Here is a 20,234-nt window from a genome sequence, read left to right as displayed (position 1 = left end):
GCGCGACGCACGACGCACGCACGACGCACGCACGAGAACGGAGAACAGTCATGGCCCAAGCCGCAGCCGTGGCGAAACCGCCCGCGCCACCGAGGCGGCGCCGTGCCTCCGCCACGCCGCGCAGGCTCCCGTACCTGCTGATCGCCCCGGCCGCCCTGCTCATGCTGGGCTTCATCGCCTACCCGGTCATCAGCGTCTTCTACTACAGCCTGCAGAACTACAACCCCACCAAGCCGTGGCGGAACGGTTACGCGGGCTTCGACAACTTCGTCCACGCCTTCACCGAGGACCCGGTCTTCTGGGACAGCCTCGTCTTCAGCGCCAAGTGGGTCTTCGTCGAGGTCGGCCTCCAGCTGCTGTTCGGTCTCGCGCTGGCGCTCATCGTCAACCAGACCTTCGTGGGCCGGGCGCTGGGACGCGCCCTGGTGTTCTCCCCGTGGGCCGTCTCCGGCGTGCTGACCTCCGCGATCTGGGTGCTGCTCTACAACTCCCAGACGGGCATCACCCGTTACCTCGCGGACCTCGGCATCGGCTCCTACGGCACCAGCTGGCTGTCGGACACCTCCACCGTCTTCCCGGCGGCGATCGTCGCCGACCTGTGGCGCGGTGTGCCCTTCTTCGCGATCCTCATCCTCGCCGACCTCCAGTCCGTCTCGAAGGACCTGTACGAGGCCGCCGAGGTCGACGGGGCCAGCCGGCTCAAGCAGTTCTGGCACATCACACTGCCGCACCTGAAGGACGCCATCATCCTGTCCACGCTGCTGCGCGCGGTGTGGGAGTTCAACAACGTCGACCTGCTCTACACCCTGACCGGCGGCGGACCGGCGGGCGAGACCACGACCCTGCCGCTGTACATCGCCAACACCTCGGTCGAGTCCCACAACTTCGGTTACGCGTCGGCCCTGACCACGGTCGCGTTCGTGATCCTGCTCTTCTGCTCGATCGTCTATCTGCGGCTGAGCAAGTTCGGAGGCGAGAACAAGTGATCACCAAGGAGGCCACCAAGGCCGCGCCCGCGCCCGCGCGGATCGCCCCCGAACCGCCGCGCCCGGCCAAGCGGCACCGCGCCTGGGACGAGGCCCCCCGCTGGCAGATCTACCTGCCGCTCGGGATCTACCTGGTCTTCACCCTGATCCCCTTCTACTGGATCCTGCTGTTCGCCCTGCGCCCGGCCGGCTCCACCTCGCTCGTGCCCTGGCCGATCACCTTCGACCACTTCGAGAAGGTGTGGACCGAGCGCAGCTTCGGCACCTACTTCCAGAACAGCGTGCTCGTCGGCGTCGCCACCCTGCTCATGACGACCGTTGTCGCGCTGGCCGGTGGCTACGCCCTCGCCCGGTTCGACTTCAAGATCAAACGGGCGTTCATGCTGGGCCTGCTCTGCTCCCAGTTCGTGCCCGGCGCGCTGCTCCTGGTCCCACTGTTCGAGATCTTCGCCGAACTGCGGATGATCAACTCGCTGGGCAGCGTCATCCTCGCCGAGACGGTCTTCCAGCTGCCGCTGTCGATGATCCTGATCAGCAACTTCATCAAGAACGTGCCGTACTCCCTGGAGGAGGCCGCCTGGGTCGACGGCTGCAACCGGATGCGGGCCTTCCGGGTCGTGGTGCTGCCGCTGCTGCGGCCCGGTCTGATCGCCGTCGGCTCCTTCGCCTTCGTGCACTCCTGGAACCACTTCCTGTTCGCCCTGATGTTCCTCAACAACCAGGAGAAACAGACCATCCCGGTCGGTCTGAACACCCTGATGAGCGCGGACAGCGTCGACCTCGGCGCGCTCGCCGCGGGCGGCATCATCGCGGCCGTCCCCGTGGTCATCGTGTTCGCCTTCATCCAGAAGTGGCTGATCACCGGGTTCAGCGCGGGGGCGGTGAAGGGATGAGACTCCGTCACCTCACGCTCACCGCGGCGCTGCTGGGCGTCCTGTGCGTCCCCGCCCAGGCGGAGGCCCGTGACATCAGCCGCGACACCCTGCCCCCGAACGACGGCTGGGCGGCCTACGGCACCGGCACCACCGGCGGCGCGGCGGCCGACGACGCCCACGTCCACACCGTCACCGACCGCGCCGGACTCGTCCGCGCCCTGGACGGCGGCAGCGACACCCCCAAGATCATCAAGATCGCCGGCACCATCGACGCCAACACCGACGACGACGGCGACCACCTGGACTGCGCCGACTACGCCACCGGCGGCTACAGCCCGAAGAAGTACCTCGCCGCCTACGACCCCCGCACCTGGGGCTCCGCCAAGCCGAGCGGCCCCCAGGAGGAGGCCCGCAAGGCGTCGGCGGCCCGGCAGGCTGAGCGGGTCGTGCTGCCCGTCGGCTCCCACACCACCCTCGTCGGCCTGGGCGACGACGCGGTCCTGAAGGGCGCGAGCCTCCAGGTCAGGAACGCGGAGAACGTCATCGTCCGCAATCTCGACGTGCGGGACGCCTACGACTGCTTCCCCGTCTGGCAGCCCAACACCGGCGGCCTCGGCGACTGGAAGACGGCGTACGACAACATCTGGCTGACCGGTGCCACCCATGTGTGGATCGACCATGTGACCCTCAGCGACAAGGGCCACCCGGACGAGAGGGAACCCACCCGCTTCGGCCGCAACTACCTGCGCCACGACGGCCTGCTGGACATCACCAACGGCTCGGACCTGGTCACCGTCTCCTGGAGCCGGTTCGCCGACCACGACAAGGCGATGCTCATCGGCAACGGCGACACCGTCACCTCCGACCGCGGCAGGCTCCGGGTCACCCTGCACCACAACGAGTTCGACTCCGTCGTCCAGCGCGCCCCGCGCGTCCGCTTCGGCCAGGTGCACCTCTACAACAACCGCTACGTCGTCCCCGACGACGCCCACGACTTCCGCTACTCCCTCGGCGTCTCCACCGAGTCCGCCCTCTACGCCGAGAACAATGCCTTCACCACGCCCGGCCGCGTCGAGGCCGCCGACCTGGTCAAGAGCTGGAACGGCAGCGCCCTGCACCAGTCCGGCACCCTCTTCAACGGCTACCCGGTCGACCTGCTCGCGATCAACAACGCCTACAACTCGGGCAGCGAGCGCGACCTGACCGCCGACGTCGGCTGGACACCGACCCTGCACACGACGATCGACAGCGCCGCGGCGGCCGACCGCCAGGTGGCCCGCGGCGCGGGAGCGGGGAGGATCCCATGACCGGTCCCAGGATCGACTCCATGAGCGAACCCCTGAGCACGCCCGTGCCCGTCGTCCTCGCCGGCGCCCGCGGCCACGGCCGCTGGCACGTCGAGAACATCCGACGGCTGAGGAGGAAGGGCCTGGTGCGGCTCGTCGGCGTCTGCGAGCTCACGCCGCTCGGCGAGGACGAACTCCACGGCCTGGGCACGCCCGAGCAGTCCGCCGACTTCGGCGCCCTGCTGGAGTCCACCGGCGCCCGGATCGCCGTGATCTGCACGCCGATCCCGACCCACACCGACCTGGCGCTGACCGCCGCGCACAAGGGCGTCCACATCCTCCTGGAGAAGCCCCCGGCTCCCTCCTACGCCGAGTTCCGCCGTATGGCCGACGGGGTCGCCGCCGCCGGCGTGGCCTGCCAGATCGGGTTCCAGTCGCTGGGCTCGCACGCCCTGCCCGCGATCCGCGAACTGGTCGCCCAGGGCGCGATCGGCCAGCTGGTGGGGCTCGGCGGGGCCGGTGCCTGGGTGCGCGACGAGGCCTACTTCCGGCGTGCGCCCTGGGCGGGCAAGCGGCGGCTGAACGGCGCCGACGTGATCGACGGTGCCCTGACCAACCCCCTCGCGCACGCCGTCGCCACCGCCCTCGCCCTCGGCGGCAGCACCCGCGCCGAGGACGTCACCGGCATCGAGACCGAGCTGTTGCGCGCCAACGACATCGAGTCCGACGACACCTCCTGCGTCCGCGTCACCACCACCCAGGGCCACCCGGTGACGGTCGCCGCGACCCTGTGCGCCGAGCACGCCGACGAGCCGTACGTCCTGGTGCACGGCAGCAGCGGCCGCATCACCTTCTGGTACAAGCAGGACCGCGTCCTGCTCCAGCGCGCCGACCACGGCCCGGAGGAGTTCGAGTACGGCCGCACCGACCTGCTGGAGAACCTCGTCGCGCACCTCACCACCGGCGCCGGCCTGCTGGTCACCCCGGACGGGACGGGCGCCTTCATGAAGGTCGTCGAGTCGATCCGGCGGGCCCCCGACCCGGCCCCGCTGCCGGACGCCGCCTGGCATCGGATCCCCGGCGAGAACCGCCGGGTCGTGCCTGGCATCGACGGACTCGTGGCGGCCTCCGCCGACACCCTCTCCCTCTACTCCGAGCTGGGCGCCCCCTGGGCACGCCCCGCGGGACACCGTCAGAAGGTGAGCGCCCGATGACCAGCAACGACACCACGGTCCTGCGCGTCGCGGGCCGCCCGGTCGGCCGGTACGTCACCCGGCCCGAGCTGCCCGCGCGCCTGTCCCCGCGCCCGTACCTGCACCCCGTCACCACCCTGTCCGGCACGGCCGTGACCGAGCTCGGCCCGGCCGACCACACACACCACCTCGGCGTCGGTGTCGCCGTTCCCGACGTCGAGGGGCACAACTTCTGGGGCGGACGTACCTACGTTCGCGACCAGGGCCCGACCGAACTGGACAACCACGGCTCGCAGCGGCACGTCGCGTTCCAGCTGCGCGACCCGGACGGCTTCGTGGAGGAGCTGCGCTGGGTGGCCGCGGGCGCCGAGCTGCTGCGCGAGCGCCGTACGGTCGCGGCCACGGAACTCACCGACACCGCGTGGGCGCTGGACCTCACCTTCTCCCTCACCAACGTCACCCCGGACCCGCTGTCGATCGGCAGCCCGGCCACGAACGGCCGGCCCGGGGCGGCCTACGGCGGCTTCTTCTGGCGCGCCCGCAAGGAGGCCGAGGCCCCCGACGTCTTCACGTCCGGCACAAAGGGCGAGAGCGAGGTGCACGGCAGGCGCGCCGACTGGCTCGCGCTGGCGGGCTCCACCTGGACGCTGGTCTTCGCCGGGGCCACCGAGCAGACCCGGCGGGACCCGTGGTTCGTGCGCACCGAGGAGTACCCAGGGGTGGGTTCCTCGCTGGCGTACGACGAGCGGCTGCCCGTCCCGCCCGGCGAGACCGTCGTCCGCAGGATCGTCACCGTCGTCGCCGACGGCCGCCTCGACCGCGACCAGGCCGCCGCCCTCGTCCGCAAGGCGGTGAGCCCATGACCGCCGAGACCTACACCAACCCCGTCCTCGACGCCGACTGGTCCGACCCGGACGTCGTCCGCGTCGGCGACGACTTCTACCTGACCGCCTCCAGCTTCGGCCGCGCCCCCGGCCTGCCGCTGCTGCACTCCCGCGACCTGGTCAACTGGACCCTGGTCGGCCACGCCCTCGAACGCCTGGAACCGGCGGACGAGTTCGCGGCCCCCCGCCACGACCGCGGTGTGTGGGCGCCCTCGCTCCGGTATCACGACGACCGCTTCTGGATCTTCTGGGGCGACCCCGACCAGGGCGTCTTCCAGGTCCACGCCCCGGAGATACGCGGGCCGTGGACCCGCCCGCACCTGGTCAAGGAGGGCAAGGGGCTCATCGACCCCTGCCCCCTGTGGGACGACGAGACCGGCGAGGCCTATCTGGTGCACGCGTGGGCCAAGTCCCGCTCCGGCGTCAAGAACCGCCTCACCGGCCACCGTATGCACCCCGAGGGCACCGAGCTGCTCGACGAGGGCAAGGTCATCGTCGACGCCGACCGCATCCCCGGCTGGTTCACCCTCGAAGGCCCCAAGCTGTACCGGCACGACGGCTGGTTCTGGATCTTCGCGCCGGCCGGGGGAGTGGAGACCGGCTGGCAGGGAGCGTTCCGCTCACGCGGCTTCTTCGGGCCGTACGAGGAGAGAATCGTCCTGGAGCAGAAGGACACCGGCGTCAACGGGCCGCACCAGGGCGGCTGGGTGCGCACCCCGTCCGGCGAGGACTGGTTCCTGCACTTCCAGCAGCGCGGCGCCTACGGCCGGGTCGTCCATCTCCAGCCGATGCGCTGGGGCGCGGACGGCTGGCCGGTGCTCGGCGACGACGGCGCCCCCGTCCTCGTACACCGGCGACCGGACCTGCCGTCCCAGCCGCCGGCCGCGCCCGCCACGGACGACGACTTCCCCGGCGGACGGTACGGCCGCCAGTGGCAGTGGACGGCCAACCCCTCGGACGGCTGGGCCACCCAGCACTCCGGCGACGGGCTCCGGCTGACCTGCGTCCGCTCGGCCGACGCGCACGACCTGCGCAAGCTGCCGAACGTGCTCACCCAGCGGCTGCCCGGCGCCCCGTGCACCGTCGAGGTGGACCTGCGGCTCGACAGCGAGGAGCCCGGCGCCCGGGCCGGGCTCGCGGTGCTCGGCGACGCGTTCGGCTGGATCGGGCTCCAGCGGGGCGCGGACGGGACGGTGCACCTCGTGCACCGCTTCGCGGAGACGGTCGCGGAGCGCGAGCGGGACGCCGACCATCCGCGGCTCGCGCCCGACGGGCGGGCGCGGCTGCGCATCGAGATCGGCGCCGGCGCGCGCTGCCGCTTCTCCTTCGACGTCGGGGAGGGCCCGCGGCCGTCGGGTCCCGTCTTCACCGCGACCCCTTGGCGCTGGGTCGGCGCCCTGCTCGGCCTCTTCGCCCTCGCGCCCGCCGGTCAGGGACACGCCGGAGCGGCCACCTTCACCCAGTTCCGGATCACGCACGCCTGAGACCACCCACACGCCTGTTGGGAGCCGCAATGACGCACCTCCGTAGCAAGCGCTTGCCCCTCATGAGACCGGGGCACGGCAGGGTCGCGGCCGCCGTGCTCGGCCTCGTCGCCTCGCTGGGGCTCGGGGCTGTCGGGGAGGCGAGCGCCGCCCCTGCCGCGACGACCGCACCGACGGCGGACCGCTGGACCGACCGGCCGCACGGTTTCGCCTCCCTCGCCGGCGGCACCACCGGCGGCGCGGGCGGCAAGGTCGTCACCGTCACCGACCAGGCCTCGCTCGCGAAGTACGCGGCGGCCGAGGAGCCGTACGTCATCCGCGTCAAGGGCTCGATCCCGGTCGAGCCCTTCGGTTCGGACATCGTGGTCGGGTCGGACAAGACCATCATCGGCGTCGGCGACACCGGCGAGATCGTGCACGGCGAGCTGCACCTGAACCCCGGCACGAGCAACGTCATCATCCGCAACCTGACGATCCGCGACAGCTACGTCGAGGGCGACTGGGACGGCAAATCCACCGACTTCGACGCCATCCAGATGGACTCCGTCGACCACGTCTGGATCGACCACAACCGCTTCACGCACATGGGCGACGGGCTGCTCGACATCCGCAAGGACAGCCAGTACGTCACCGTCTCCTACAACCAGTTCACGCACCACAACAAGGCGTTCGGGATCGGCTGGACGACCGACGTCAAGACACAGATCACCATCGACCACAACTGGTTCACCGGCACCAAGCAGCGCAACCCGTCCGCCGACAACTGCGCCTACGCGCACCTCTACAACAACTACCTCTCGGCGCAGGTGGCCGACGGGGACCCGGTGTGGACGTACGGGAACTGGTCGCGCGGCAGGACCAGGATGGTCATCGAGAACAGCTACTACGACGGTGTCCGGCATCCCTACCAGGCCGACGCCACGGCCGAACTGGTGCAGCGCGGATCGGTCCTGAGGAACACCTCGGGGCGGCACGACACGTGGGGCACGGCCTTCGACCCGCGTGACTTCTACGACTACCGGCTGGATCCGGCCGCCGCCGTACCCGCGTTGGTGCAGCGGTTCTCCGGCCCGCAGAAGCGGATCGGCGACTCGGTCGTGCTGCACGTCCCGGCCCACTACCCGACCGTGCAGGCCGCCGTCGACGCCGTACCCGACGGCAACGACGTGCTGGTGACGATCGCCGTCGCGCCGGGCACCTACCGCGCCAAGGTGTACGTTCCCGCGAGCAAGCCGAACCTCGTGCTGCAGGGGACCGGCCGGCACCGGTCCGACACGGTCATCGTCCACGACACGCCCGCCGAGTACGGCGGCTCCACCGGCAGCGCCACCGTCCGGATCGCCGCGAACGACGTCACGGCACGCAACCTCACCTTCAGCAACGACTTCGACGAGGCCGCTGTCGAGCTGAAGGGCGAGCAGGCGCTGGCGATGAAGACGACCGGCGACCGGATCGTCTTCGAGAACACGGCCTTCCTGGGCAACCAGGACACGCTGATGACCGACAGCCCCAAGCTGACCACCGCCAGCCGGGTGTACATCCGCGACTCGTACATCGAGGGCGACGTCGACTTCATCTACGGGCGGGCGACGACCGTCATCGAACGGTCGGTGATCCGGGCGCTCAGCCGGGGTTCGACGACGAACAACGGCTACATCACGGCCGCGTCGACCTGGAAGGACAACCCGTACGGATTCCTGATCACCCGGTCGAAGGTGGTCAGCGACGCGCCGGCCGGGTCCTTCCACCTGGGGCGGCCCTGGCACCCGGGCGGTGAGCCGGACGCGATCGCGCAGGTGCTGATCCGGGACACCGAGCTGCCCGCCGCGATCAAGGCGGCGCCGTGGACCGACATGAGCGGCTTCTCGTGGAAGGACGCGCGGTTCTCCGAGTACCGCAACGTCGGGCCGGGCGCGGCCGTGACGGCGGACCGGCCGCAGCTGAGCGACGCGGAGGCACGGTCGTACACGGTCGCCCGCTACCTGAACGGGTCGGACGGCTGGGCGCCGTACGACCGGCACTGACCCCCACACGCACACCCGCACATCTCCGTTGGATCCAGAAGAAGAGAGCCGACCGATGAAGATCAGCAATCACATCACCAGCACAGGCAGGCGCCGGACGTCGGCCGCCGTCGCCCTGGGGGCCGTGCTCGCCCTGACCGCCACCGCCTGCGGCGACGACGGCAGCGGCGGGGGCGGTGACGGAGCCGAGGGCAGTGGCAAGGGCAAGGTCGTCTTCTGGGACAACAACGGCGGTGTCCGCACCGACATCTGGAAGCAGATCATCGCCGACTTCGAGAAGGCGAACCCCGACATCGAGGTCGAGTACGTCGGGATCCCCGCCACCGAGGTGCAGTCGAAGTACGACACCGCCATCCAGGGCGGCGGCCTGCCCGACGTCGGCGGCGTCGGCGCGGCCATGCTCGCGGGCATCGCGGCGCAGGACGCGCTGGAGCCGCTGGAGGGCCGCCTGGCGAAGTCCTCCCTCAACGACAAGCTCAACGACGACATGGTCGAGTCGGTGAAGGTGGCCGGCGGCTCCGCCGAGCACATGTACACGATCCCGACCTCCGCGAACAACGGCACCCTCTACTACCGCACCGACCTGTTCCAGAAGGCGGGCCTGGACGCGCCCACCACCTGGGAGAAGTTCTACGCGGCCGCCGAGAAGCTCACCGACGTCAAGAAGAACGAGTTCGGCTACACCATCCGCGGCGGCGCGGGCTCCATCGCGCAGGCGCTGGACGCGATGTACGGGCAGTCCGGCATCACGTCCTTCTGGGACGCCGGCGGCGAGAAGACCACGGTCAACGACCCGAAGAACGTCGAGGCGCTGAAGAAGTACGCCGGTCTGTACAAGGAGTACACGCCGGCCGCCGACCTCAACAACGACTTCACCAAGATGGTCGCCCAGTGGGACTCCGGCACCATCGGGATGCTCAACCACAACCTGGGCTCCTACCAGGACCACGTGAAGGCGCTCGGCACCGACAAGTTCCGCGGTATCCCGCAGCCCACCGGCCCCGGCGGCAAGCGCGTCCAGGTCTCCAACCCCGTGGACGGTCTGGGCCTGTTCAAGAACTCCAAGAACAAGGAGGCCGCCTGGAAGTTCATCGAGTTCGCCGCCTCGCACCAGGCCAACTCCAAGTGGAACGAGTCGGCCGGCGCCATCCCGTCCAACAAGGACGCCGCCAAGGACCCCTGGATCTCCAAGGCCGAGCCGACCAAGCTCGCCGCCGAGGCCCTCAACGACGGCTCCACCACCATCGTCCAGCTGCCGTACTACCTGCCGGACTGGAACACCATCTCCAAGGCCGACAACGAGCCCAGCTTCCAGAAGGTCCTGCTCGGCGACATGAGCGCCAAGGACTTCCTCGACAAGATGGCCGAGCAGCTGAACGAGGCTCAGGCGGAGTGGAAGCAACAGAACGGGTGAGGTTGCCGGCTCCCGCCGTGGGGCGGCCTGTGGGTGCGCAGGCCGCGGGCCGTCCCCGGCCGGGCGCGCACACGCGGCGGAGCCGCCTGCCGGACACGGCCCCGCGCCTCTTTCAGGCACAGCCCCGCACCCCGTTCCGCACAGCCCCGCGCCCTCTTTGAGGCACAGCTCAGCGCCCCTTCCAGGCCCGCTGAAAGAAAGGCATGTCGTGTCGCTCAGCCGTAGACAAGTCACCGCGGCCGCGGTTGCCGCCGTCCCCCTCACCTTCGCCACGACCGGTACCGCACAGGCCACCGCCCGCCGCGCCCGCACCCTCTACATCGCCGGTGATTCCACCGCCGCCCAGAAATACGCCGACGCGGCGCCCGAGACCGGGTGGGGAATGGCGCTGCCGTTCTTTCTGCACAAGGACCGGCCGGTCGCCAACCACGCGGTCAACGGGCGCAGTTCCAAGAGCTTCGTCGACGAAGGCCGGCTCGATGTCATCCTCCGGCAGATCCAGCCGGGGGACTTCCTGCTCATCCAGTTCGGTCACAACGACGAGAAGGTGAGCGACCCCACCCGGTACACCGAGCCCTGGACGACCTACCAGGACCACCTGCGGCTGTACGTCGAGGGGGCCCGGGCGCGCGGGGCGCGGCCCGTGCTGGTCACGTCCGTGGAGCGGCGCAAGTTCGACGCGGCCGGCAAGGCCCTGCCGACCCACGGCGACTATCCGGCGGCGATGCGGGCGCTCGCCGAGAAGGAGCGGGTCGCGCTGCTCGACGTCCAGGCACTGTCGATCGCGCTGTGGCAGCGGCTCGGGGTCGATGAGACGAAGAAGTACTTCAACTGGACCGCGACCGAGCAGGACAACACGCACTTCAACCCGCCCGGCGCTGTCGCGGTGGCACGGCTCGTGGCGCGGGAGCTGCTGCGCGGCCGGGTGCTCGCGCCGCGTGATGTGCGGCGGCTGGACGAGGAGATCCCCCCGTCCTGGATCACCTGGCCGGAGGCCACCGCGTAACACCCCCCGACGAAAGAGAGCCGCATCATGAACACACGTGAATGGCATGGGCATGGCATGGGGAGAGCCGCCGCCCTGGTCGGCTGTACCGCTCTCGTGCTGTCGCTGACCGGGACCGCCGCCCAGGCGGGCGGCCGTGACCTCGGCCGCGAGGTGCTCGCCGCCAGGGACGGGTGGGCCTCGCAGGGCACGGGCACGACGGGTGGTTCGGCCGCGGACGCCCAGCACGTCTACACGGTCACCACCTGGGATCAGTTCAGGGCCGCCCTGAAGGACGGCGGCTCGGCGCCCAAGATCATCAAGGTCAAGGGGATGATCGACGCCGTCTCGCAGGGCTGCGAGGCGTTCGAGGCCGAGGGCTACGACTTCCAGAAGTACCTCGCCGCCTACGACCCCGCCGTCTGGGGGCACGACAAGCCGGTCAGCGGCGAGCAGGAGGACCTGCGGGCCGCGTCCGCCGCCAACCAGGACAAGGCCATCAAGGCCACCGTGCCCGCCAACACCACCATCGTCGGTGTCGGCAAGAACTCCGGCATCCTCGGCGGCAGCCTCCAGATCAGGGGCGTGGACAACGTCATCCTGCGCAACCTCACCATCGAGGCCCCGGTCGACTGCTTCCCCCAGTGGGACCCCACCGACGACAACAAGACCGGTGCCTGGAACTCCGAGTACGACGGCGTCGTCGTCTACGGCTCCACCCATGTGTGGATCGACCACAACACGCTCACCGACGGCCGTCACCCCGACAGCTCCCTGCCGTCGTACTTCGGGAAGATCTACCAGCAGCACGACGGGCTGGTCGACGTCGTGCGCGGTGCCGACCACGTGACCGTGTCGTGGAACTCCTTCGAGGACCACGACAAGACCATGCTGATCGGCAACAGCGACAGCGCCGCTGCCACCGACGCCGGCAAGCTGCGGGTCACGCTGCACCACAACCGCTTCGAGGGCATCGTCGAGCGCGCCCCGCGGGTGCGGTTCGGGCAGGTCGACTCGTACAACAACCACTTCGTGATCACCAAGGGCCAGAAGTTCGGCTACGTGTACGGCATCGGCAAGGACTCGCGGCTCGTCGCCGAGCACAACGCCGTCACGCTGGCGCAGGGCATCAGCCCCGCCAAGATCCTCAAGAAGTGGATGGAGGCGCCGCTCACCGCCACGGACAACTACGTCAACGGCAAGCTGACCGACCTGATCGCCGTGCACAACGCGGAGATCCCCGAAGAGACGCTCCAGTCGGGCGCGGGCTGGACCCCGACCCTGCGCACGAAGGTCCACTCGCCCAAGGCGGTCCCGGGCATCGTCGACGCCCGCTCGGGCGCCGGACGCCTGTGCTGACGCACCGCTGAACCGGCCGGGGCGGCCCGCACCCCGCCCCGGCCGTCCCCAGCCGTCTGGCACACACGCCCCCACCCCACCCGCACCACCCGTACGCGAAGGAGCAGCCGCATGCTCTCGCAGCCCCACCGTCCCCTCTCCCGCCGGGGTTTCCTCCTCGCGAGCGCCGCGGCGGGCGCCACGCTCGGCGTCGCCTCCGGCCCGGCGTGGGCCGGAGCCCGCCCCCGCCCGTTCGGCCGGTTCGGTTCACCGGCCGCCCGCCTGACCGCGAAGACCCTGTACGTCCATCCGGACGGCGCCGGCGACTTCGCCTCGGTCGCCGCCGCCGTGACCGCCGCGACCGGCACCGGACACACCCTCGTGATCGCCCCCGGCACCTACCGGGAGACGGTCGCCGTCGGCACCGCCCGCACGGAGATGACCTGGATCGGCGCCTCCGAGAACCCCCGGGACGTCGTCATCGTGTACGACAACGCGGCCGGCACCCCCAAGCCCGGCGGCGGCACCTACGGCACCACCGGATCCGCCACCACCACCGTCCAGGCCGACGGCTTCACCGCCCACTGGATCACCTTCGCCAACGACTGGCTGCGCGCCGACCACCCCGACATCACCGGCACCCAGGCCGTCGCCCTCAAGGTCCAGGGCGACCGCTCGGCCTTCCACCACTGCCGCTTCCTCGGCCACCAGGACACCCTGTACGCCGACTCCCTCGCCCTGACCGCCTTCGCCCGGCAGTACTTCGCGCACTGCTACGTCGAGGGCGACGTCGACTTCGTCTTCGGCCGGGCCACGGCGGTCTTCGAGCACTGCCACTTCCGGACCCTCAACCGCACCGACCTGAGCGGCGCCCCGTACGGTTTCGTCTTCGCGCCCTCCACGGCGGCCGCCAACCCGCGCGGCTACCTGGTGGTCAAGGGCCGCGTAAGCAGTGCGGCACCCGACGGCTGCTACAAGCTGGCCCGCCCCTGGGTGCCCAGCTCCGACCGCACCGCCCGCCCGATGCTCACCGTGCGCGAGACCTGGCTGGGCCCCGGCATCGACGCGGTCACGCCCTACACCAACATGTCGGACGCCCATCCCTGGCAGGCGCAGCGCTTCGCCGAGTACCGCAACACCGGTCCCGGCGCCGCCGTCACCGTCCCCGAGGACCGGCCCCAACTCACCGACGAGGAGGCCCGGTCCGCGACCCGGGCGGTCTGGCTCGGCGACTGGCGGCCGGAGAGGCGGGCGTGCTGATGCGCCGGCGCACCCTCCTCACCGGCCTGGCCGGCGGTCTGGTCGCCGCCGGCACCCGGCCCGCCCTCGCCGCGGCCCGCCGCCGCGTGCTGCACGTCCGCCCCGGCGACTCGGTGCAGGCGGCCGTGGACGCCGTCGACGGGCCGGGCTGGACGATCGTCGTGCACCCGGGCACGTACCGCGAGGTCGTCCGGATCCCCGAGGAGAAGACCGGGCTGACCCTGCGCGGGGCCCGACGCGACCCGCGTGCCGCCGTGATCGTGTACGACAACGCCAACGGCACCAGGAAGCCCGACGGCACCACGTACGGCACGGCCGGCTCCGCCACCTTCTCCTCGGCGGCCCCCGGCCTGACCGTACGCGACCTGACCCTCGCCAACGACTGGCTGCGCGCCGACCACCCCGACATCACGGGCGCCCAGGCCGTCGCCGCCTACGTCACGGGCGACCGCTCGTCCTTCGACACCGTCCGCCTCCTCGCCCACCAGGACACCCTCTTCGTCGACACCAGCGCGCTGACGGCCTTCGACCGGCAGTACTTCCGCGACTGCTACGTCGAGGGCGACGTCGACTTCGTCTTCGGCCGGGCGACGGCCGTCTTCGAACACTGCCACTTCCACACGCTGCGCCGGGACGTCGACTTCACCCCCAAGGGCATGGTCTTCGCCCCGTCCACCGCCCGGGCCAACCCGTACGGCATCCTCGCCGTCCGCTGCCGCGTCACGTCCTCCGCCGAGGACGCGGCGTACAAGCTGGCCCGCCCGTGGGTGCCGTCGTACGAGACGACCGCCTGGCCGTCGCTGGTGGTACGGGAGACCCGGATCGGGCCCGGCATCGACGCGGCGGGGCCCTACACCGACATGCGCGAGGCGTACCCCTGGCAGACCATGCGGTTCCGGGAGTACCGCAACACGGGCCCGGGCGCCGCGATCACCGTGCCGGAGAACCGCCCACAACTCACCGCGGCCGAGGCCGGGTCGCACACCAGGGAGACCTACCTGCGCGGCTGGCGGCCCGGTGCGTAGGGTCCGGCGGCGGAGGCGGGGGCGGGCCACAGCAGGCCCACGCACATCAGGAGGACGGCGAACCTGAAGGTGACCTTCGTGAGGAACCTGTCCACCGGCATCGTGCAGCGAGCCCCGCGCGTGCGCTTCGGGCAGGTGCACGTCCTCACCAACGTCTACCGGGGCAGGACGCCCCTGTACGTCCTCGGAGTGGCCGTGGAACCACGACAAGCTGCGTGCCGTCCGGCGCTCGCGCCACGCCGAGGAGCGGCTGCGCGTGAAGACGTGGCCCGAGCTGGGCCACGTCTTCACCGACCGGATGCAGGACGAGGTCTTCGCGTGGCTCGACGCCGTCCTGTGAGGCTCACCGCCGTACGGGCTTGATGCCCTCCAGGGTCGGCACGACCGGCTTGATCGTTCCGTCGGCCGCGAACTCCAGGCGGTCGATGGTGGTCTCACGGTGCGTGCCGTCGCCGCCCGGCCGGCCCGGGCCGTTCAGGGCGAACCGGTGGTAGACGACGTACCAGTCGTCGGTGCCGGGGGCGTTGACCACAGAGTGGTGGCCGGTGCCGAGGATGCCGTACTCCGGGCGCTTCTGCAGGATCGTGCCCCGCTTGGTCCACGGGCCGAGCGGGGACGGGCCCGTCGCGTACGCCACGTGGTAGTTCTCGCTGCGGGTGTCGTCCTCCGACCACATGAAGTAGTACGTGCCGTTCCGCTTGATCACGAAGGAGCCCTCGCGGAAGTTGGCCGGGGTGATGTCCTTCACCTCCGACGCGTCGAACGACACCATGTCGTCGTTCAGCGGCACGACGTACCCGCGGCCGTTGCCCCAGTACAGGTACGCCTGGCCGTCGTCGTCCGTGAAGACGGACGGGTCGATCATCTGGCCGCTCCACGCCCCGCCCTTGGCGACGAGCGGCTTGCCCAGCGCGTCCTTGAACGGGCCGGCCGGGGAGTCGGCCACCGCCACACCGATCTGCTGCTCGGCGCAGAAGTAGAAGTAGTACGTGCCGTCGCGCTCGGCGATCGCCGGCGCCCAGGCGTACTTGTCCGCCCAGGAGACGTCCGGACCGAGGTCAAGGATCACGCCGTGGTCCTTCCAGTGGACCAGGTCCTTCGACGAGTACGCCTTGAACTGCGTGCCGCCCCAGCCGCGGAAGCCGTCCGTGGTCGGGTAGATCCAGTACCTGCCGTCGAGGTAGTGGACGTCCGGGTCGGCGTTGAGGCCGGGCAGGATCGGGCTGCGGGTGCGCACCGCCTCCACCGTCCAGGTGCGCCGGGTGCCGTCGGCGGCGGTCACCGTGTAGGTCTGCGGGGTGCGGAAGTCGCGGCGGGTGCCGGAGCGGGGGCTGACCGTGGCGCCCTCACCGGCCCACAGCTTCGGGGCCAGACGGGACAGTTCGGCGTCGGGCTCCATCGGCAGCACGACCTTGGAGGCGCTCTCCGTGACGATCGCGTACCCCTTCTGGTCCTTGGCCGTCACGTCCACGACCGAGGCCGGGGTGGCGGGGTAGGCGGCCAGCAGCCGGTCGTACTCCTCCTGCGTCACCGGGAGGACCGTGCCGTGCCGGGGGCTCGCCGGGAGCTGGTAGTCCGTCGACGGGGTCCACTTGCCGGAGTCGAGGTCGGTGGTCTCGAAGGGGAGGTAGCCGCGGCCGCCGTACTCGTCGATGAACAGGTACCACTTCTCCTCGGTGTTGGACTTGAACACCGTCGGGCCCTCACCGCGGTCCATCGCGCCGCTGCCGATGCAGTCGGAGACGAAGTCGTACGTCGTGGACGTGAGGTTTGTGGACTTCTCACCGGTGATGAACTTGGCGCAGGGCGAGCTGGAGGTCGGGTCCCGCTCGTCCTTGGTGTAGCGGTAGTAGGTGTCCTTGTGCTTGACGACCGTCGAGTCGATGACCGAGTAGCCGGGGTCGTTCCACACCGTCGGCTCGCTGAAGGTGCGGAAGTCCTTCGTGGTCGCGTACAGCATCTTGTTGTACGTGCTGCCCTTGTGGTCCGGGTCGTCGGCGGCGTAGAGCTTCGAAGCCCAGAAGACGACGTACGCGCCGAGCTCGTCGTCCCAGTAGGCCTCCGGGGCCCAGGTGTTGCCCGCGTTGTCGGGGGCGACCTTCACCAGGCGCTGGTCGGTCCAGTGGACCAGGTCGGTGGACTCCCAGACCATGATCGACTTGCTGCCGTGCCGCTGGACGTGGTCCCAGCTGCCGCTGCTGTTGCGGTACATCCGCAGGTCGGTGGCGATCATGTAGAACTTGTCGCCCTCGGGGGAGCGGAGCACGAACGGATCGCGCAGGCCCTTCTCGCCGATCGTGGAGCTCAGCACCGGCTTCCCGGCGTTCAGCTCCCGCCAGTGCAGCGGGTCGTTGCCCCGGCTGAGGGCGTAGCGGATCTGTTCGCCGTCGGCGGTGCCCTCGCCGGTGAAGTAGGCGAAGAGGTAACCGGCGTACTTGTGCGGCTTCACGGGTGGCGCTCCGGACTGTGCGGTGCTGGGTGGGGCGGTGAGCAGGGAGAGGAGCAGGGCGGGCAGGGCGAGGAGCGGCAGCAGGAGCGTGCGGGCGGTGCGGGGGCGCATGACACTTCCTGTCGGAGTCTGGGGGATTCTGTTGGGTGGAGGCCCTCGGAGTGTCACCGGTGGGGGGCAGTGCGTCAACGGATGGGGACGGGGCGGGAGGGTCGAAAGTTTTCGGCGTCCCGCCCGGCTCAGCCGGCCGTGCCGTGGCGGCAGCCCTTTCCGGCCACGGCGGCATCGGCTCGACCCTGGACTGACCCGCCGCGCGCAGGGAAACGCCCCCGCCGGCCGGAACCGGCGGGGGCGCCTTGCCGCCGGCCGAGGGGGGCTCGGCCGGTGCCGTCCCGACCCTGCGGAGGGGGGCTCCACAGGGTCGTGGTGCCGGCTGCCCGGATGGGGGTCCGGACCGCCGGGCGTCCGGCCGCCCGAGGGGGGTTTCGGGCGGGCCGGGACCGGGCCGTCGGACGTCGGTCGACGGCCCGGGGTCACAACTCCCGCGGCATCACTGGTAGGTGATGTCGGAGGACGAGAACCTGCAGGTCTTGCCGTCCGGGCCCGAACCGAGCTCCTTCGGCTCCTTGCCGGTGGTGTTGCCCTCGAAGCGGGTGCAGGTCTTGATCTTCTTCTTGCCGTCGCCGTGGATACGGATCTTCGACAGCGTGGCGGTGTCGCCGAAGTTGGCGTTCACGCCGACGATCGACTTGCCGGGCGCGGTGACGTCGATGTCGCTCAGCTCGACCGTGCGCTTGTACTGCGTCTTGCAGTTGCCGCAGGTGCGGACCAGCTTGCCGAAGTTCTCGACCTGGAAGCCGGTCACGGTCAGCCTGCCGGCGCCGTTGAACTGCAGCACCTTGTCGTCGGCGTTCTTCGCACCGCCGCCGATCACCTTGTAGACGGCCGACGACGACTTGCCCTTGAAGGTGGCCGCGTCCTCGCCGACGTCCAGCCACCACACGTTCTCCAGCGTGCAGGTGCCCCTGCAGTGCACACCGTCCGCGGCCGGGGTGCCGATGACGACGTTCTTCAGCACCGCGCCGTCGGCGAGTTCGAAGATCGGGTCCTGGCCCTCCTCCTGGCCGCTGCCGCCCAACTCCCCCGAGCCGAAGAACTTCTTGAGCTTGCCGTCGTACGTGCCCGACACCTTGATGGTGGACGGCACGGCCTGGCTGCCCTTGGCGGTCGGCCAGGAGGACGCGGCGCCCGCCGGGGACAGCATCGTCGTGGTGACGATCGCCGCTCCCGTGATGCCGAGCGCGGACGCTGCGGCGATCAGCGCCCGCCGACCGGTGACCCGGCGGCGGTGGCGGACACGCTGTTCTGCTGGTGCAGTCATGTACCAATTCCTCAAGTGGGTGATGACTCTTGCGCCGTGGGGTCGTCGCCGGTGAGGAAAGGGTTGCCGTGTCCCCGGAAATTTTTCACGCGTCGCCCTCGTCGGTCCCGTCCCCGTCGCCGCGGGCCGCGAAGCTGCCGCCCACGGACAGCTGCCGGTCCCCGGCGGCGGCCGTCGCCGTGTAGCGGTCGTCCTCGGCGTCCCGGCCGCCGTGCCGGTGGTCGTACTGACCCGCGAACACCCACTCGCCCTCGGGGACCGTACGGCCCTCCTTGAGCGTCCAGGTGTAGACGAGGAAGCCGTCCCGCTCGACGACCGTGAAGGCGAAGTCGTCCTCGGGCAGCGACCGCCAGGCGCCCGCGGAGGAGACCCCGCCGGTCTGCGCGATCCGCAACCGCACGGTGAGGGCGGTCAGTCGCTCCGTCGTCCTCAGGGTGATGTTGCTCTGCGCCCAGAAGTCGTTGCTGTGCGGGTCGACCGAGCCGTCCGACCACAGCGGGCCGTCTTCGACGCCGGCGGCGGGCGGACGTGCCGTGCCGGACGTGCCGGGGGTCCGCCCGGCGGGCGCGCTCGGGGCGCGGGACTGCGGGGCGGTGCTCGGCTCCGGATCGACCGGAGGCACGGGAGCCCGGCTCGTCGCCTCCGGCGACGGCGTGGGCGTCGCCGAGACCGCCACCCTCCGCTGCGGGGGAGCCTGCTCGGTCTTCACCGCGGAGGCGACCGCGTACCCGCCCACCGCGAGCACGCCCGCGACCGCGGCCGTGGCGCTGACCACCCGCGCCCAGCCCCACACGGGCGGACGCTGCGCCCGGTGGTCGGACCGGGCCGGAGAGACCATGCCGCGCTCGACCCGGGCCAGGATCCTCGCCCGGTCGGGCCGGTGTGTCCCGGCCGCCTCGTGCAGCCGGGCGCGCAGCTCGTCGTGCACGTCCCGCCGCATGGTCATCGGTCCCTTCCTGAGGCCTCACCGGTGCGTGCCATCGCCGCATGCACCCGTTGCGGTACCGCCTGCGCGCCGAGCAGCCGCTGCAGTTCGGCCATCCCCTTCGACGTCTGGCTCTTCACCGTACCCACCGAGACACCGAGGGCGAGCGCGGTGTCCCTCTCCGACAGGTCGAACGCGTGCCGCAGCACCACACAGGCCCGTTTGCGGAACGGCAGCCGACGCAGCGCCTCCCGCACGTCCACCACCCCCGCGACGTCCGGGTTCTCCGTCCTCTCCTCGCGCTGCGACCAGAACAGGGCGATGCGCCGCCGCTCGCGCACCGCGCTGCGGATGCGGGTGCGGGCCAGGTTGGCGACCACGCCGCGTGCGTAGGCCGCCGGATGGTCGGCGGCGCGCACCCGGTCCCAGCGGTGCCACAGCGCCAGTAACGCGTCCGCCGCGAGATCGTCGGCGGTGTCCGTCTCGCCCGTCAGCAGACAGGCGAGACGGGACAGTTCGGCGTAGTGGCGCTCGAAGAAGGCGTGGAACTCCACGGAGGCGGCGTCGTCGACGACTGTGCCCACGGGCGACCTCTCCTCGCAGCGGCTTCGGGCACCCACCAGGTGCCTGTGAGTGTCATGTAGATGACATGTGATCATCCGGGGATGATCCGGACGAGATCCGGAAGCGTAGCAGTGATCAAGTGCGCGTTCGTACGAGCCTTC

Annotated in this window: 16 protein-coding genes and 2 pseudogenes; 14 read left to right on the top strand and 4 right to left on the bottom strand. The window is 70.8% G+C overall.

What is annotated here, in order from left to right:
- Positions 1-50 precede the first annotated feature (50 nt).
- From ACFPZJ_RS23450 to ACFPZJ_RS23385, 14 genes and pseudogenes are all read left to right on the top strand, one after another.
- A complete protein-coding gene (locus ACFPZJ_RS23450) occupies positions 51-986 on the top strand; it encodes a carbohydrate ABC transporter permease (RefSeq protein ID WP_381024963.1) in 936 nt (311 codons plus the stop codon).
- The gene (locus ACFPZJ_RS23445; protein ID WP_381024961.1) at positions 983-1,879 is read left to right on the top strand and encodes a carbohydrate ABC transporter permease; all 897 of its coding nucleotides are present in this window, start codon (positions 983-985) and stop codon (positions 1,877-1,879) included. Before ACFPZJ_RS23450 ends, ACFPZJ_RS23445 begins: the two co-directional genes overlap by 4 nt.
- Positions 1,876-3,168, top strand: a complete 1,293-nt coding sequence (locus ACFPZJ_RS23440; protein ID WP_381024958.1) for a pectate lyase family protein — start codon at positions 1,876-1,878, stop codon at positions 3,166-3,168. The genes ACFPZJ_RS23445 and ACFPZJ_RS23440 overlap by 4 nt, the downstream gene beginning before the upstream one ends.
- Positions 3,165-4,361 carry a Gfo/Idh/MocA family protein gene (locus tag ACFPZJ_RS23435; RefSeq protein ID WP_381024955.1) on the top strand — a complete coding sequence of 399 codons (1,197 nt, stop codon included), beginning with the start codon at positions 3,165-3,167 and terminating at the stop codon, positions 4,359-4,361. Before ACFPZJ_RS23440 ends, ACFPZJ_RS23435 begins: the two co-directional genes overlap by 4 nt.
- Positions 4,358-5,203, top strand: coding sequence for a DUF6807 domain-containing protein (locus ACFPZJ_RS23430; RefSeq protein WP_381024953.1), 846 nt, complete (start codon positions 4,358-4,360; stop codon positions 5,201-5,203). The genes ACFPZJ_RS23435 and ACFPZJ_RS23430 overlap by 4 nt, the downstream gene beginning before the upstream one ends.
- The gene (locus tag ACFPZJ_RS23425) at positions 5,200-6,708 is read left to right on the top strand and encodes a glycoside hydrolase family 43 protein (RefSeq protein ID WP_381024951.1); all 1,509 of its coding nucleotides are present in this window, start codon (positions 5,200-5,202) and stop codon (positions 6,706-6,708) included. Before ACFPZJ_RS23430 ends, ACFPZJ_RS23425 begins: the two co-directional genes overlap by 4 nt.
- 29 nt (positions 6,709-6,737) lie before the next feature.
- Complete coding sequence (locus ACFPZJ_RS23420) at positions 6,738-8,732, top strand: pectinesterase family protein (RefSeq protein WP_417801334.1); 1,995 nt, start codon at positions 6,738-6,740, stop codon at positions 8,730-8,732.
- 55 nt (positions 8,733-8,787) lie between these two features.
- Complete coding sequence (locus ACFPZJ_RS23415) at positions 8,788-10,146, top strand: ABC transporter substrate-binding protein (RefSeq protein WP_381024945.1); 1,359 nt, start codon at positions 8,788-8,790, stop codon at positions 10,144-10,146.
- A 208-nt stretch (positions 10,147-10,354) separates the two neighbouring features.
- Positions 10,355-11,152, top strand: coding sequence for a rhamnogalacturonan acetylesterase (locus ACFPZJ_RS23410; protein ID WP_381024942.1), 798 nt, complete (start codon positions 10,355-10,357; stop codon positions 11,150-11,152).
- Between the two features lie 27 nt (positions 11,153-11,179).
- Entirely contained in the window at positions 11,180-12,490 is a 1,311-nt protein-coding gene (locus ACFPZJ_RS23405) for a pectate lyase family protein (RefSeq protein ID WP_381024940.1), read from the top strand.
- 111 nt (positions 12,491-12,601) lie between these two features.
- The gene (locus ACFPZJ_RS23400; protein ID WP_381024937.1) at positions 12,602-13,729 is read left to right on the top strand and encodes a pectinesterase family protein; all 1,128 of its coding nucleotides are present in this window, start codon (positions 12,602-12,604) and stop codon (positions 13,727-13,729) included.
- On the top strand, positions 13,729-14,754 hold the full coding sequence (locus ACFPZJ_RS23395; RefSeq protein WP_381025751.1) for a pectinesterase family protein: 1,026 nt from the start codon (positions 13,729-13,731) through the stop codon (positions 14,752-14,754). Before ACFPZJ_RS23400 ends, ACFPZJ_RS23395 begins: the two co-directional genes overlap by 1 nt.
- Before the next feature lie 36 nt (positions 14,755-14,790).
- A pseudogene (locus tag ACFPZJ_RS23390) lies at positions 14,791-14,937 on the top strand (pectate lyase family protein); the annotation flags it as partial.
- Positions 14,938-14,956: 19 nt separating this feature from the next.
- Positions 14,957-15,094: pseudogene (locus ACFPZJ_RS23385) on the top strand (hydrolase); the annotation flags it as partial.
- 3 nt (positions 15,095-15,097) lie between these two features.
- Here ACFPZJ_RS23385 and ACFPZJ_RS23380 read toward each other — a convergent pair.
- From ACFPZJ_RS23380 to ACFPZJ_RS23365, 4 genes are all read right to left on the bottom strand, one after another.
- A complete protein-coding gene (locus tag ACFPZJ_RS23380; protein ID WP_381024934.1) occupies positions 15,098-17,314 on the bottom strand; it encodes a glycoside hydrolase family 43 protein in 2,217 nt (738 codons plus the stop codon).
- 439 nt (positions 17,315-17,753) lie between these two features.
- Positions 17,754-18,584, bottom strand: a complete 831-nt coding sequence (locus ACFPZJ_RS23375; protein ID WP_381024931.1) for a pectate lyase — start codon at positions 18,582-18,584, stop codon at positions 17,754-17,756.
- An 85-nt stretch (positions 18,585-18,669) separates the two neighbouring features.
- Positions 18,670-19,530, bottom strand: coding sequence for a hypothetical protein (locus ACFPZJ_RS23370; RefSeq protein ID WP_381024928.1), 861 nt, complete (start codon positions 19,528-19,530; stop codon positions 18,670-18,672).
- Positions 19,527-20,093 carry a SigE family RNA polymerase sigma factor gene (locus tag ACFPZJ_RS23365; RefSeq protein ID WP_381024926.1) on the bottom strand — a complete coding sequence of 189 codons (567 nt, stop codon included), beginning with the start codon at positions 20,091-20,093 and terminating at the stop codon, positions 19,527-19,529. Before ACFPZJ_RS23365 ends, ACFPZJ_RS23370 begins: the two co-directional genes overlap by 4 nt.
- Positions 20,094-20,234 lie beyond the last annotated feature (141 nt).

Source organism: Streptomyces bullii (genome assembly GCF_042657145.1).
Classification (GTDB): domain Bacteria; phylum Actinomycetota; class Actinomycetes; order Streptomycetales; family Streptomycetaceae; genus Streptomyces; species Streptomyces bullii.
Note: the sequence above shows the minus strand (reverse complement) of the source record. Positions and strands in the feature narration are given on the sequence as shown.

Bases quoted from the DNA above. Each gene is read 5' to 3' on its own strand.
- ACFPZJ_RS23400 (WP_381024937.1), top strand. From the start codon at position 12,602: ATGCTCTCGCAGCCCCACCGTCCCCTCTCCCGCCGGGGTTTCCTCCTC.
- ACFPZJ_RS23375 (WP_381024931.1), bottom strand. From the start codon at position 18,584: ATGACTGCACCAGCAGAACAGCGTGTCCGCCACCGCCGCCGGGTCACC.
- ACFPZJ_RS23395 (WP_381025751.1), top strand. From the start codon at position 13,729: ATGCGCCGGCGCACCCTCCTCACCGGCCTGGCCGGCGGTCTGGTCGCC.
- ACFPZJ_RS23415 (WP_381024945.1), top strand. From the start codon at position 8,788: ATGAAGATCAGCAATCACATCACCAGCACAGGCAGGCGCCGGACGTCG.
- ACFPZJ_RS23450 (WP_381024963.1), top strand. From the start codon at position 51: ATGGCCCAAGCCGCAGCCGTGGCGAAACCGCCCGCGCCACCGAGGCGG.
- ACFPZJ_RS23425 (WP_381024951.1), top strand. From the start codon at position 5,200: ATGACCGCCGAGACCTACACCAACCCCGTCCTCGACGCCGACTGGTCC.
- ACFPZJ_RS23430 (WP_381024953.1), top strand. From the start codon at position 4,358: ATGACCAGCAACGACACCACGGTCCTGCGCGTCGCGGGCCGCCCGGTC.
- ACFPZJ_RS23440 (WP_381024958.1), top strand. From the start codon at position 1,876: ATGAGACTCCGTCACCTCACGCTCACCGCGGCGCTGCTGGGCGTCCTG.
- ACFPZJ_RS23435 (WP_381024955.1), top strand. From the start codon at position 3,165: ATGACCGGTCCCAGGATCGACTCCATGAGCGAACCCCTGAGCACGCCC.
- ACFPZJ_RS23420 (WP_417801334.1), top strand. From the start codon at position 6,738: ATGACGCACCTCCGTAGCAAGCGCTTGCCCCTCATGAGACCGGGGCAC.
- ACFPZJ_RS23380 (WP_381024934.1), bottom strand. From the start codon at position 17,314: ATGCGCCCCCGCACCGCCCGCACGCTCCTGCTGCCGCTCCTCGCCCTG.
- ACFPZJ_RS23405 (WP_381024940.1), top strand. From the start codon at position 11,180: ATGAACACACGTGAATGGCATGGGCATGGCATGGGGAGAGCCGCCGCC.
- ACFPZJ_RS23370 (WP_381024928.1), bottom strand. From the start codon at position 19,530: ATGACCATGCGGCGGGACGTGCACGACGAGCTGCGCGCCCGGCTGCAC.